Source organism: Aliiglaciecola sp. LCG003, from assembly GCF_030316135.1.
Classification (GTDB): domain Bacteria; phylum Pseudomonadota; class Gammaproteobacteria; order Enterobacterales; family Alteromonadaceae; genus Aliiglaciecola.
Genome location: NZ_CP128185.1, coordinates 2,584,988 through 2,598,340, shown reverse-complemented (window position 1 = coordinate 2,598,340; position 13,353 = coordinate 2,584,988). Strand labels below are relative to the sequence as shown.

Annotated in this window: 13 protein-coding genes; 5 read left to right on the top strand and 8 right to left on the bottom strand. The window is 44.1% G+C overall.

The genetic code is table 11. The features are described from left to right. The first annotated feature begins 30 nt into the window (after positions 1 to 30). The 3 genes from QR722_RS11135 (at position 31) to QR722_RS11125 (ending at position 2,528) form a co-directional block, all read left to right on the top strand. The gene (locus QR722_RS11135; protein ID WP_286282926.1) at positions 31 to 969 is read left to right on the top strand and encodes a GlxA family transcriptional regulator; all 939 of its coding nucleotides are present in this window, start codon (positions 31 to 33) and stop codon (positions 967 to 969) included. A gap of 14 nt (positions 970 to 983) precedes the next feature. Continuing rightward, positions 984 to 1,937 (top strand): nucleoside hydrolase, encoded by a 954-nt coding sequence (locus tag QR722_RS11130; RefSeq protein WP_286282925.1) that lies wholly within the window; start codon positions 984 to 986, stop codon positions 1,935 to 1,937. A 63-nt stretch (positions 1,938 to 2,000) separates the two neighbouring features. After that, positions 2,001 to 2,528 (top strand): SRPBCC family protein, encoded by a 528-nt coding sequence (locus QR722_RS11125; protein ID WP_286282923.1) that lies wholly within the window; start codon positions 2,001 to 2,003, stop codon positions 2,526 to 2,528. A 66-nt stretch (positions 2,529 to 2,594) separates the two neighbouring features. Here the strand turns inward: QR722_RS11125 and QR722_RS11120 are convergent, their stop codons facing one another. The 8 genes from QR722_RS11120 to QR722_RS11085 form a co-directional block, all read right to left on the bottom strand. After that, entirely contained in the window at positions 2,595 to 3,173 is a 579-nt protein-coding gene (locus QR722_RS11120; RefSeq protein WP_286282921.1) for a DUF922 domain-containing protein, read from the bottom strand. Positions 3,174 to 3,227: 54 nt separating this feature from the next. Then, positions 3,228 to 3,782, bottom strand: a complete 555-nt coding sequence (locus QR722_RS11115; protein WP_286282920.1) for a hypothetical protein — start codon at positions 3,780 to 3,782, stop codon at positions 3,228 to 3,230. A 151-nt stretch (positions 3,783 to 3,933) separates the two neighbouring features. Beyond that, positions 3,934 to 4,836: a hydroxymethylglutaryl-CoA lyase gene (locus QR722_RS11110; RefSeq protein ID WP_286282919.1), complete on the bottom strand. Its 903-nt coding sequence runs from the start codon at positions 4,834 to 4,836 to the stop codon at positions 3,934 to 3,936. Between the two features lie 7 nt (positions 4,837 to 4,843). Then, the gene (locus tag QR722_RS11105) at positions 4,844 to 6,871 is read right to left on the bottom strand and encodes an acetyl/propionyl/methylcrotonyl-CoA carboxylase subunit alpha (protein ID WP_286282918.1); all 2,028 of its coding nucleotides are present in this window, start codon (positions 6,869 to 6,871) and stop codon (positions 4,844 to 4,846) included. After that, positions 6,871 to 7,689, bottom strand: a complete 819-nt coding sequence (locus QR722_RS11100) for an enoyl-CoA hydratase/isomerase family protein (protein ID WP_286282916.1) — start codon at positions 7,687 to 7,689, stop codon at positions 6,871 to 6,873. The genes QR722_RS11105 and QR722_RS11100 overlap by 1 nt, the downstream gene beginning before the upstream one ends. Before the next feature lie 13 nt (positions 7,690 to 7,702). Beyond that, positions 7,703 to 9,310, bottom strand: a complete 1,608-nt coding sequence (locus QR722_RS11095) for a carboxyl transferase domain-containing protein (RefSeq protein WP_286282915.1) — start codon at positions 9,308 to 9,310, stop codon at positions 7,703 to 7,705. A 72-nt stretch (positions 9,311 to 9,382) separates the two neighbouring features. Beyond that, positions 9,383 to 10,552 (bottom strand): isovaleryl-CoA dehydrogenase, encoded by a 1,170-nt coding sequence (locus tag QR722_RS11090; RefSeq protein WP_286282914.1) that lies wholly within the window; start codon positions 10,550 to 10,552, stop codon positions 9,383 to 9,385. 6 nt (positions 10,553 to 10,558) lie between these two features. Continuing rightward, complete coding sequence (locus QR722_RS11085; RefSeq protein WP_286282913.1) at positions 10,559 to 10,993, bottom strand: MerR family transcriptional regulator; 435 nt, start codon at positions 10,991 to 10,993, stop codon at positions 10,559 to 10,561. 359 nt (positions 10,994 to 11,352) lie between these two features. Between QR722_RS11085 and acuR the strand changes: the two genes are divergently transcribed. After that, on the top strand, positions 11,353 to 11,985 hold the full coding sequence (gene acuR, locus QR722_RS11080) for an acrylate utilization transcriptional regulator AcuR (RefSeq protein WP_286282912.1): 633 nt from the start codon (positions 11,353 to 11,355) through the stop codon (positions 11,983 to 11,985). A 49-nt stretch (positions 11,986 to 12,034) separates the two neighbouring features. Then, positions 12,035 to 13,018: an acrylyl-CoA reductase (NADPH) gene (gene acuI, locus QR722_RS11075; protein ID WP_286282910.1), complete on the top strand. Its 984-nt coding sequence runs from the start codon at positions 12,035 to 12,037 to the stop codon at positions 13,016 to 13,018. The last annotated feature ends 335 nt before the right edge of the window (positions 13,019 to 13,353 follow it).

Here is a 13,353-nt window from a genome sequence, read left to right as displayed (position 1 = left end):
TGTCCACCGACATCACGCTAAGGAATTACCATGCAACACGTGGCTATTCTAGTTTCTGAACCCGTTCCAATGTTTGAACTAGGCTGCGCTTTAGAAGTCTTTAGTTTGCCCAAAAAAGACAGACCTTATTGGTATAAATGTGATCTTGTTAGTTTTGACGGTAGCAGACTAACTTCATCCACCGGAGTGACTCTTGAAGTCCCCGAAATATCTGAATTGCTTCACTATGACATCTTGATCATACCCGGCTGGAGTACCCAGAATAACAAGCTAAAACTATCCTTAGCTGAACAAATTGTTGCATTTCATAGTTTGAACAAACCGATTATTTCATTTTGTTCTGGTGCATTTCTTATTGCCCAACTGGGTCTGTTAAATCACTGCAAAGCAACCACACATTGGCGCTATGCGGAGTTGTTCCAACAACGCTTTCCTTTGGTGGAATACGTGGATAATGTGCTCTATACCCATCAGGACAATGTCTGGTGTTCTGCGGGCAGCGCCGCAGCACTGGATTTATCCATTGAGATCGTCAGGCAAGATTTTGGCCATGAAATTGCAAATGATATTGCTCGAAGGTTAGTGATATCCCCTCATCGCTCCGGTGGCCAAGCGCAGTTTGTTGAAACACCGGTACCAGCCAAGCACCAGCGTTTTAGTAAGACATTGGACTGGGCGATCAACAAACTCAATAGTCCACTGCTCGTAGATGACTTAGCCAAGCATGCGAGTATGTCTAGGCGCAGTTTCGATCGGCATTTTAAATCCTCTGTGGGTATGTCCCCCAAGGAATGGTTAAATCAACAACGAGTAAGGCTGGCCAGACAAATATTAGAATCAGATCACCTAGCAATGGAGGAACTCGCGGCAAGAGTCGGCTTTGACAATACCGTCACCTTACGATTTAATTTTCACAAATTCGTCGGTATTTCGCCTAGCGAATATCAACAACAATTTTTTAAAGGCTAATAGCAAGGACTTAAATGGCTGCCGAGCAAAGCAAACAAAAAGTTATTTTTGACCACGACGGTGGAGTGGATGATTTACTCTCGCTAATGTTACTGTTGACTATGCAACACGTAGAATTATTGGCGGTAACTATTACTCCTGCGGATTGTTATTTATCAGATGCCACTGTGTCGACACAAAAAATACTGGCGATGTTCGGACAAGATCATATCCCCATTGCCCAAGGGCGGTTGCATGGAATCAATGCCTTTCCTGCTGAATGGAAAGCTCAACCGAAAATTTGTAATGCTTTTCCTGACATGCTCACTCAGAAATTCAATAGTGATTCGTTGTCAGCTAAAGCAGCCGATGAACTGATAGCCGAGCTATTAATGCAACATGACAAGGTTTCTCTTTTGATGACTGGACCTTGTAGCAATCTGGTCGCAGCGATTGAGTATTTACCGGCAATTTTACCGGCAATAGAACAATTGATCTGGATGGGCGGGGCGGTTGATGTGCCAGGCAATGTTGCCATGCACAACCACAATAAATCTGCAGAATGGAATGCTTATTGGGATCCTATTGCTAGTGCCAAGCTATTTACATACGGGATTGAGATAAAGTTAATCAGTTTAGATGCGACTAATTGCTTGCCAGTTAATCTGTCTTTTTTGTCCGATTTAGCTGCGCAGAAAGGGAATCACGTGTCACATTTGGCTGGTCAATTTTGGGCTACCACCATCAATTCTATTCCAAGTTATGAATTTACCTATTTCATGTGGGACGTACTGGCTACTTCGGTGCTGGCCCTACCCAGTAGTGCGATTAAATTCGAAGACGTTGAATTAAATGTGTTGATAAGTGAGCCCAATGCTGGACAAACCTATCGATGCCAGGGGTCTGGTCAGTGGGCTAAGGTAGCTACTTGGGTTGATAAGCAACAGGTATTGGATTATGTGTTAGAGCAATTCAAAAGGGATTTTTAATTTTCGTGGAAAGTGTTAATAAAATGTTGCATTATTTGATGGGTTATAATCACAGGACAAAAAATGTCAGTATTAAAGAAATTATTCATCGGTGTCATCCTTGTTGCTGTACTGGTGATGGGAATAGGCTTTCTGCTACCGTCAGATTTCCGAGTCGAACGCTCGGTTATTATCAAAGCGCCGTCGGAACAAATATATCCACTGATTGCTGATTTAAAAGAATGGAAACGTTGGGGGGGTTGGTTTGCCAGAGATCCTAATATGCTAGTCACTTATAGTGGCCCAGATAGCAGTATAGGCATGAAATCGAGCTGGACGAGTGCAACAGAAGGTAGTGGTGAAATGACCATAACGGCATTGCAGCCCAATACTAGTGTTAAATACGATTTATATTTTCCAGAATTTGAAATGGGCTCAACGGGCGAGTTAACATTGATAGATGTCAGCGATGGAACCAAAGTCGTTTGGCGAGATTATGGCGATGTGGGGAGTAATCCGATTAAACACTATTTTGCCTTGATGATGGACTCAATGATTGGTCCCGATTTTCAGCAGGGTTTGGAAAATCTTAAGGCCCTTGTGGAAAATTGAGGTGTAATTTATCCGTAAGAGCTAGTTAAATACTTCTGCCAGTTTTAAGGCAAACAAAGCATATCGCTAATTGTCAGCAATATAGGCGCCCTGAGTGCGGCCGTGGCCGGTCTGCTGATCATATTCTTGGTTTAAAATTTGATAGGTCGTAACAATTTTTTTCACGCGCTCAGTGGCCGTTGTTTTCAAGGGTGCACATTGAAAATGGCCGGTTAAGTTGTTTAGCATATTTTCTATTTTTTCACCTGCTTCGAGCCATAGCTGTTGATGACCAACTTCATGTTCCAATAGTGCTGAATAGTATTGTTCAAAGCGTAATTGGGTATCCTTTGGAATCGATGGATGTGCATCCAGCTTGGGCAACGTGTAGATACCCTCCAACGAGACAGAGACTTTCACCACATGGCATAAATTGCTTTTTATTTGCAGTGCAAACATCGGGCGGAGTTGCCATTGTGTGCCGCCATGAAACAATTGATTGTCTTTACTTATCGGTGACTTCTCACGCAGTTGCTGTTTTATTTGCTGGATATTCGCAGGCTCGATAACATAATAGGTAAACTGCTCACGCAAAATCACTTCAGCTTGACTCATGTGTGAAAATAACACTATCAATACGACTAAGTACGCTTGGCGATGAGTCATAGCGACTACCTATTTTTTAAAGCTAGGAAGTGGTTCATATGATCTTAGTTCATCTTAAAAAGTTGGTTTAAAGATATCAATTGTAACCTTGCATTCGGCACTGTCGAGGGGGGAGATTTTGGGTAGGTTATCAGGCTCGCAACTAATGCTGTGATTAAGCGACATTGTGGCTATCCCAGCATCAGTCAGGCTATTTAGACCAGAAAAAAGATAATCAGATATTACCGCAACAGGTTTGGGATCGTATTCGGTGTCTATAAATTGCTCTGTGTCATAAATAAGGTAGCTTGGATGGCCTTCTTCAGCTTCGCCAATAATGGTATATCTTCCACCCAGTGAAAAGCCTTCTAACCAAGTGACGGCTACATCTCCTTTTCGCACGTGCAACAAAGTTAAGTTGTCACCTTGATCAGAATGATAAAATACTACGTCGTTAACCGCGTTCAATTTAGAATGTGTTGAAGCAACGCACAGCTTTTGCTTGTGCTGAGGAATTGGTTCGCAGCTAAGGGGTAATTGATTGACGTGACTAAGCTCATTTGCCTCTACTGTAGGAATTTTTAGCAGCATTGTTGTAAGTAAAAGGGCAGCTGGTACTGGGGCGTTCAAATGCACGGTCCATTTGGTTTGATAGCAATAATCTAGCACAGACCTGCTGATTTACCCAATTTGAGCGCAGATAGGACTGCTTATTTTAGGGCATCAAGCCTTCAATGTTGCTTGATGCCCAATCCTGTCATACAGATTGAACAGCCGTTTTTTAAAGCCTAGCGGCTAGTGCATTGGCAACTTTAGATTGGGATTGTCGGTCTAATACTGACATAATATTCCGCCCTGACAAGGCAAGTTTATCGATATCTATACCGGTCTCGATACCCATACCGTTGAGCATATACACAACATCTTCAGTGGCAACATTACCGGAGGCTCCTTTCGCGTAAGGGCATCCGCCTAAGCCAGAAACAGCGCTGTCGATGATAGAAACCCCCATTTGCAGCGCAACCAATATATTTGCTAATGCTTGCCCATAGGTATCATGGAAATGAACGGCTAGCTTTTCCACCGGTACTACCTTGAGTACCGCCTCTAGCATGGCTGCCGTTTTTGTCGGCGTACCGACACCTATGGTATCGCCAAGACTAATTTCATAACATCCCATATCGAGCAATTTAGCAGCGACCTGTGCCACCTTATCAGGGGATATATGACCCTCGTAGGGGCAGCCTAATACGCAGGATAAATAGCCTCTAACGGCAACATCACGTGCTTTAGCTTCTGCCAGCAGTGGCTCGAACCGCGTTAAACTTTCATCAATAGTGCAATTAATGTTACGTTTAGAGAAGCTTTCAGACGCAGCGCCAAACACCGCAACTTCGTTTACACCAGCGGTCATCGCCGCTTCGAAGCCTTGCAAGTTTGGTGTTAAGGCTGAATAAGTTACCCCTGGCTGACGCTTCAACTGCTGGAACAGCGCTGCACTGTCAGCCATTTGTGGTACCCACTTAGGCGACACAAAACTACCCGCTTCAATCACTTTTATGCCACTGTAGGCTAGCTCATCAATCAAGGTTAATTTATGCGCTAGACTCACAGGTGACTGCTCATTTTGCAAACCATCTCGAGGACCCACCTCGACTATTTTTACCTTTTCTGGGTATACCATGTCTGACTTACTCTTGTGCTTCTTGTGCGGCAAAACTCAGTAGTTGTGCGCCACCATCAACTAGATCACCTGCCTGATAATAAAATTCAGTCACGGCACCATTTTGCGGTGCTTTGATGGCGTGTTCCATTTTCATGGCTTCCATTACCATCAAAACCTGTCCTTTTATGACCGACTGATTAGCTTCCACCATCAGTCCAACCACAGTACCATTCATAGGTGCATTAAACCCACCATGTTCATCTTGCGCATCAGAGGTGCCCAAATCCGGCTCTAACAACTGACAACGAATAGCGCATTGTTTGGTGAATAAAGTCGTGTCTTTGTCATGCTCAACAACTGTTATCTGGTAACTATGGCCATTAATGTTCGCACAAAGGGTTTGTGCACTTAAGTCGCCGTGACAGATATACTGCTGTTTGTTGCAATTAATTTTGAATGTATGGTTACCTTTGTCATTGATATCACTGTGGATAATGTCAACTTCAAACTGCTGGTCTTGCAGCAGCATTGATAAAGTTTCACTGTGCTGCTCATTCATCCGCCAGTGATTATTTGCCGACCAAGGAGATGGGCATATTTGTGATGTGTTATTTTGTTGTTCTCGTCTGAGGAGCAAGTACATAGCAGCCATCGGTACGATAGCTTCAATAGTATTCACATCCTCAACAAAGAGCGTGTTATGGTGCTGCTCGATAAAATGTGTGGAGAGCTGTGCATTTTTAAATGCATTATGTGTAGCCAAATTATACAAAAAGTCGATATTGGTGGTAACACCCTCAACATCATAAATACTTAGCGCCTTGGCAAGTTTAGCCAACGCCTTGTCACGGTTTTCATCCCATACAATTAACTTTGCAATCATGGGGTCATAAAATGATGACACTTCATCACCTTGTAAAACCCCAGTATCCACTCGAGTTTTTTCGTCCTCCATCGGCGGAACTAAACGGGTTAACGTGCCGGTTGAGGGTAAAAAGTCATTATTCGGATCTTCCGCATAGATACGCGCTTCAAATGCATGACCATGGATCATAAGCTCGTGTTGTTGTTTAGGTAAGTTCTCACCTTGTGCAACCCGTAATTGCCACTCGACTAAATCTTGTCGGGTGATCATTTCGGTAACCGGATGCTCTACCTGTAGGCGAGTATTCATTTCCATAAAGAAGAATTGACCGTCAGGTTGAAGTAAGAACTCAACGGTGCCAGCACCAACATAATCTATTGCTTGTGCCGCTTTGAGAGCAGCTTTACCCATTTCCTCTCGTAGAGACTCAGTCATTCCTGGGGCTGGGGCTTCTTCAATGACCTTTTGATGGCGACGTTGTACCGAACAATCCCGTTCGAATAGATAGACGCCGTTACCGTTTTGGTCGCAAAATACTTGTATCTCAACGTGTCGAGGTTCGATTAGATACTTTTCGATCAGCATGATATCGTCACCGAAACCTGACATGGCTTCGCGTTTAGCGGCGTCCAGTGCATCGAAGAATTCATTGCTTTGATGCACTTGGCGCATACCTTTACCACCGCCACCCGCTGCAGCTTTAAGCAATACAGGATAGCCCATTTCATCAGCGTATTTTTTCAATAGATCGGCGGATTGGTCATCGCCATGATAACCAGGTACGAGAGGCACGCCCGCTTGTTGCATTATCTGCTTGGCGGCTGATTTAGAGCCCATGGCCTCAATTGCGCCAACAGGGGGGCCAACAAAAATGATGTTATGCTGTTCACACAATCGACAGAATTGGGAGTTTTCTGACAAAAAGCCGTAACCGGGATGGATGGCATCCACATTTAACTTTATGGCTGCGGCTATGATCAATTCACCTTTAAGATAACTTTCTCTCGACGGAGCAGGTCCTAGGCGCACACTTTCGTCAGCCATTTTTACGTGCAACGCGTCAGCGTCTGCATCTGAATAAACCGCCACTGTAGCGATCCCCATTTTTTGGGCTGTCTTGATGATACGGCAACTGATTTCGCCTCGATTGGCTATCAATAATTTTTTAATTTGACGAACTTGTTTCATTATTCACTCCGCCAGTTTGGCGTTCTTTTCTCCAAGAAGGCACTCAGACCTTCTTGTCCTTCTGCAGAGACACGAGTCGTTGCAATACGTAAACTAGTCTTTTCCATTAATTCTTCGCCTAATGGCTCGTCTTTAACGTCAAATACAAGCTGTTTTGCTGCTGCTACTGCTAGCGGACCATTGTTCAATATTTGCGTTACTAAGTCATCAACTGTGCGATTGAGATCTTCCTCAGTGACAGCTTCGCTCAGCAATCCTAGGCGACGAGCGCGCTGGGCTGAAAATACCTCTGCAGTCATAAAATAACGTCTAGCAACTCTGTCACCCATGGCGTCGATCACATAGGGACTTATGGTTGCTGGGATCAAACCTAATTTCACTTCACTAAGACAGAATTTACTCAAGCGGCTGGCAATGGCTATGTCACAGCAGGCTACCAAGCCTACTGCTCCACCAAAGGCAGCGCCTTGGATTTTTGCGATAGTCGGCTTGGGCAGGGTATAAAGGGTATGAAGCATATTCGCTAACGCATTCGCATCGGCTAGGTTTTCTTCATAACTATAGCTGGCCATGCGTTTCATCCAGTTCAGATCGGCCCCAGCACAAAAGTTCTTACCCTCTGACATCAACACCAACACTCTGGCTTTATGATCCCGCGCCACTGTTTCGAAAAGTTTGGTTAAGGTGCTAATCATATGTTCATCAAAGGCGTTGTGCTTATCTGCACGATTCAGGGTTATTGTTGCTACACCTCTATTATCTAAATGGTAAAGGACATCGTCTGAGCCTGTCAGTATTTCGATTGTTGGGTCAGTCATATTATTAAACACCTTACATTCTGAACACGCCAAAGCGTGTTTCTTCTATCGGTTTATTTAAGGATGCAGCAATAGCTAGACCTAATACAAATCGTGTATCAGCCGGATCGATTACGCCGTCATCCCATAAACGGGCAGAGGCATAATAGGGATGGCCTTGCTGCTCATAGGTGTCGATGATGGGTTGCTTAAATTGTTGCTCTTGTTGTTCGCTCCACTCTTCGCCAGCACGGTCTTTCTGATCTCGTTTGACTTGGGCTAACACCCCTGCGGCTTGTTCGCCGCCCATAACCGAAATGCGTGCATTGGGCCACATGAACATAAATCGGGGGTCATAAGCCCGACCACACATTCCATAGTTACCGGCCCCAAAGCTTCCGCCGATTAAAATGGTAAATTTAGGGACTTTAGCACAAGCGACTGCGGTGACCATTTTAGCCCCATGCTTGGCAATGCCACCCGCTTCATACTGCTTACCAACCATGAATCCGGTGATGTTCTGTAAAAATACTAATGGAATTTTACGTTGAGCGCATAACTCAATGAAATGTGCACCTTTTTGTGCAGATTCAGAAAACAAGATGCCGTTGTTCGCTACTATGCCTACCGGATAACCGAAAATACGCGCAAAGCCACACACCAGAGTCGTGCCAAACAAAGCTTTGAATTCGTCGAACTCTGAGCCATCCACTATTCTTGCTATTATTTCTTTAATATCATAGGGTTGGCGAGTATCTTTGGGAATGATGCCGTAAATTTCATCTATAGAATAGGCTGGATCTTGTGGCGCAACTACATCTAAATAAGTGCTTTTGCGACGATTTAATCTAGCCACAGCGTCTCTGGCTAATTGCAGTGCATGATGGTCGTTATTCGCCAGGTGATCTACCACTCCTGATGTACGGCAATGCACATCCCCACCACCAAGTTCTTCAGCACTAACCACCTCACCGGTTGCGGCTTTCACCAATGGTGGGCCACCTAAGAAAATAGTGCCTTGTTGTTTAACAATGATGGATTCATCTGCCATGGCTGGTACATAAGCACCACCGGCCGTACAGGAGCCCATTACAACAGCAATTTGCGGAATGTTCTGAGCAGACAGGTTGGCTTGATTGAAGAAAATCCGGCCAAAGTGTTCTCGGTCTGGAAATACTTCATCTTGTCGAGGCAAGTTAGCGCCACCAGAATCAACCAAATATATACACGGCAAGTTATTCTGTTCAGCAATGGTTTGCGCCCGTAAATGCTTTTTAACGGTTAAGGGGTAATAGCTACCACCTTTGACCGTTGCGTCATTGGCGACAATCATACATTCCATACCAGACACTCTGCCAATACCTGCAATAACACCGGCAGCAGGGACATAGTCTTCATAGACATTCCAGGCTGCAAGTTGGGATAATTCCAAGAATGGTGAGCCTTTATCCAGTAGGCCATTAATTCTCTCTCGCGGCAATAACTTACCTCGTGCAGTATGGCGAGCATTGGCTTTTTCGCCCCCACCTTGCTTGATTTGATCAACCACTTTTTTCAAGTCGTCAACCATCTTCTGCATATGGGCAGCGTTATCGTTAAAATCTTGACTCTTAGTATTTATTTTTGTGACGATGCGGGGCACGAAGCTTGCTCCTGATTATTTTTAATCCAAATTAACTGCGTTCTATGACAACAGTATTTCATCGCTATTTAGCTACTTAGTTTCATTGAACAACTCGCGGCCAATTAACATGCGTCGTATTTCTGAGGTGCCGGCGCCGATTTCATAAAGCTTGGCATCACGCAGTAAACGTCCCGTAGAATACTCATTGATATAACCATTTCCACCTAATAACTGAATGGCATCCAGTGCCATTTTAGTGGCCAGCTCAGCAGAATAAAGGATAGCACCTGCAGCGTCTTTGCGCGTTGTTTCGCCTCGGTCGCATGACCGTGCTACAGCGTAGACATAAGCGCGGGCTGCGTTCATCTGGGTATACATATCAGCAACCTTGCCCTGCACTAGTTGAAACTCGCCGATGGATTGACCAAATTGTTTGCGGTCATGGATATAAGGAACCACTTGATCCATACAGGCCTGCATTATGCCTAACGGACCACCCGACAGGACCAAGCGTTCATAGTCGAGTCCGCTCATAAGAACGCGAACACCGCCGCCTTCATGGCCTAATATGTTTTCCGCCGGTACTTCACAATCTTGGAAAACCAATTCACAGGTATTCGAAGAGCGCATACCTAATTTATCTAACTTCTGCGCTTGGCTAAATCCTGGTGAGTCTTTTTCGACGATAAAGGCTGTAATTCCTTTAGAGCCGCCATTGACGTCTGTTTTTGCATAAATTACAAAAGTATGAGCATCGGGACCGTTGGTGATCCACATTTTGTTGCCGTTGAGTATGTACACGTCACCTTTCTTATCGGCACGCAGTTTCATACTGACCACATCAGATCCTGCATTGGGTTCACTCATTGCCAATGCACCAATGTGCTCTCCACTGACTAGCTTAGGTAGATACTTTTCTTTTTGTGCATCGGTACCGTTTTTAGAAATTTGATTGACGCACAAGTTCGAATGAGCCCCATAACTAAGTCCTATCCCGGCAGAGGCACGACTGACTTCTTCCATCGCAATAGTATGAGCGAGGTAACCCATGTTCGCCCCACCATATTGCTCAGATACAGTAACTCCGAGCAAACCCATCTCACCCAGTTTTGGCCACAGTTGGTTAGGAAAAGCATTGTCAGCGTCGGCTTTTTCAGCCAAAGGAGCGATTTCTGTTTGTGCGAAGTTGTATACGTGATCGCGCAACATATCTATGTCTTCGCCAAGACCAAAATTAAGAGTAGGGTAGGCAGCGTTCATCTTGAGTTATCCTTTTGTTAATTGGTGTAGTTCATCTCGGCAGCGTGACTCAACGTCGTCTAATTCTCCCATCAACATCCTGATATCTTCGAGCTGCTGATTGAGTATTGCGCGTTTTTGTTCGGTCATTTGCAACATAGCTTCAAGCTGAACAACGGAATTTTGGTGACTGTCATAGAGGTTGAATAGCGTTTTTGTTTCGGCTAATGAAAAGCCTAGCCGTTTCCCCCTGAGAATCAATTTGAGTCTTACTTTATCTTTCTTGCTATAAATTCTAGCTTGGCCTGAGCGTTTTGGCGCTATTAAGCCTTGCTCTTCATAAAACCGAATGGAACGGGGCGTAATATCGAAACTTTTAGCTAATTCACCAATACTGAAGGTAGTAGGCGAAGTCGTTGAAGTCGCATTGATATGCTGTTCTGCTAACTCGGTTTTTTGCATGCACTGAGGCCTTTAAGCTATATATTAGGGATGAGGGTGTACCCCATAACTATTCAATCATTACTTGGTTTACCTTTACGTTCACGTAAACCTTTTGGTTACGTTAAATCACCAAAACTAACTCGTCAACTGTCTTACCTTAACCCCTTCTATTGGTTTTAGACGTTTCGTTCAGATTCCTGTACAAATTGAAACAATAATTAACGACCCTAACCAACTAGATAATGGTCTGTAATACAAAGGCTTATATCGCTTTAATAGACGGTTAAAAGGTGTTAATTACTCCGCTAAGGCTTATTTTTAATGGGTTGATAAATTTCACATTGTATTTAACTAGACGATCGGTCTATTATTGTTGAATGAATACATCAGCTAGTAAACCACGTCGTGGTCGTCCCCCTAAAATATCCCGAGTTAATTGTGATACTCGAGCAGAACTGATCCGCAGTGGCTTGGAACAATTGACAGAGCATGGCTTTACATCGTCAGGCATCGAGCCAATTTTGAAGAAGATAGGCGTACCTAAAGGCTCTTTTTATCATTACTTTTCTAGTAAAGAAGCCTTTGGTCAGGAGTTGATCGAGAATTATGCGAATTATTTCTCCAGTAAGTTAGATGTTCACTTGTTAGATCACTCTGCTGCGCCACTGGCGCGCATTGCCAGTTTTGTTGAAGATGCAAAAGCGGGGATGCAACGCCATCAATTTAAGCGGGGATGTTTAATCGGTAATCTTGGACAAGAGGTAGATTCGTTGCCTGCTGGATATAGGCAGTTACTAATGACTACTTTTGCTAGTTGGCAACAACGAATACAGCGCTGTCTGGAACAAGCAAAGGTGCAAAAACAAATCTCGGCGACAGCAGATTGCGAGCAACTAGCGGAGTACTTCTGGTTGGGGTGGGAAGGAGCGGTTAGTCGCGCAAAACTGGTACAAGAGTCGACGCCACTGGATAACTTTTTGAGCTGTTTTATCGCGGGCTTGCCCAGATAAAATTTTTTATCTATTTTTATAGACGATCGGTCTAAATGAGAGGTGCAATATGTTTAAAGGAATTTTAATTGAAAAAGATGATCAAGGTTACCGAGCGACTTTGCAATCAATAGATGAGAGTGTGCTCAATGCTGGTGATACAACTGTTAGCGTTTCATACAGCACCATAAATTATAAAGATGCATTGGCGATTACCGGTAAAAGCCCGGTGGTGCGGACATTTCCTATGATCCCTGGCATAGACTTAGTCGGCACAATTGAGCAGTGTGATAGCGGTAAGTTTAAGCCAGGAGATAAAGTACTACTCAATGGTTTTGGCGTGGGAGAAAGTCATTGTGGCGGGCTGGCGCAAAAGGCCCGTCTAAACAGTGAATGGCTGATCCCATTGCCCACAGCATTTAGCGACCGACAAGCGATGACTATTGGCACCGCGGGCTACACAGCGATGTTAAGTGTCATTGCATTGGAAAAGCAGGGAGTGACACCGGAAAAAGGCGAAATTTTGGTAACTGGTGCAAATGGTGGAGTGGGTAGCTTTGCCATCACTATATTAGCAAAATTGGGTTACACGGTTGTCGCATCCACCGGGCGTCCAGAGCAAGCAGACTATTTAAATAAATTAGGCGCAAAAGAAGTGATAGATCGCTCAACTTTGTCAAGTCCTGGTCGTCCTCTGGCTAAAGAACGTTGGGCCGGAGCCATTGATTCTGTTGGGAGTCACACATTGGCTAACATCTGCGCAAGTACCCAATATGGTGGTGTGGTAACTGCCTGCGGCTTGGCACAGGGCCTAGATTTTCCTGCATCAGTTGCACCATTTATACTGCGCGGAGTTACTTTGGTCGGGATTGACAGTGTTATGCGACCCTTGGCTGATCGAGTGGAGGCATGGAAACGACTGGCAGAAATCCTAGGACAAACTGAGTTTGAAGATATTTGCACTGATATAAGCTTAAGTGAGGTGGTTGAGGTAGCCGACAAATTATTAGCCGGTCAGGTGCAAGGTAGAGTAGTGGTTGATGTGAATCGTTAGATCAAAAAGCATCTACTCAACGAGTAGGTGCTTTTAACTGGCTTCAGCGTTGATATAAATAGATTGATTAAAAAATATTTTGAACGGTAGATAAACATTGAGGCTGGGCATAGCAAATCTTCTTGCCCAAAAACCACCTTTAAATCTAGCGACTATTCACTCCAACAAAGCTTATTAATTTTTGCCCCACAAAGCAAATTAGCACACCCTATCATCATCCTTTTACATTACCACAATCTATTACTTTTTATCCGTTATGCAGTAACCAATGAGCTAAACTTAACTAAGTAATCTCCCTGTAGCTAAATTGATTAAGAATAATTTTGTTAACCAAA

Excerpts from the sequence above, each read along its gene's own strand:
- QR722_RS11105 (WP_286282918.1), bottom strand. The coding sequence starts at position 6,871 with ATGAAACAAGTTCGTCAAATTAAAAAATTATTGATAGCCAATCGAGGC.
- acuR (WP_286282912.1), top strand. The coding sequence starts at position 11,353 with ATGAATACATCAGCTAGTAAACCACGTCGTGGTCGTCCCCCTAAAATA.
- acuI (WP_286282910.1), top strand. The coding sequence starts at position 12,035 with ATGTTTAAAGGAATTTTAATTGAAAAAGATGATCAAGGTTACCGAGCG.
- QR722_RS11135 (WP_286282926.1), top strand. The coding sequence starts at position 31 with ATGCAACACGTGGCTATTCTAGTTTCTGAACCCGTTCCAATGTTTGAA.
- QR722_RS11130 (WP_286282925.1), top strand. The coding sequence starts at position 984 with ATGGCTGCCGAGCAAAGCAAACAAAAAGTTATTTTTGACCACGACGGT.
- QR722_RS11085 (WP_286282913.1), bottom strand. The coding sequence starts at position 10,993 with ATGCAAAAAACCGAGTTAGCAGAACAGCATATCAATGCGACTTCAACG.
- QR722_RS11100 (WP_286282916.1), bottom strand. The coding sequence starts at position 7,689 with ATGACTGACCCAACAATCGAAATACTGACAGGCTCAGACGATGTCCTT.
- QR722_RS11110 (WP_286282919.1), bottom strand. The coding sequence starts at position 4,836 with ATGGTATACCCAGAAAAGGTAAAAATAGTCGAGGTGGGTCCTCGAGAT.
- QR722_RS11125 (WP_286282923.1), top strand. The coding sequence starts at position 2,001 with ATGTCAGTATTAAAGAAATTATTCATCGGTGTCATCCTTGTTGCTGTA.
- QR722_RS11090 (WP_286282914.1), bottom strand. The coding sequence starts at position 10,552 with ATGAACGCTGCCTACCCTACTCTTAATTTTGGTCTTGGCGAAGACATA.
- QR722_RS11120 (WP_286282921.1), bottom strand. The coding sequence starts at position 3,173 with ATGACTCATCGCCAAGCGTACTTAGTCGTATTGATAGTGTTATTTTCA.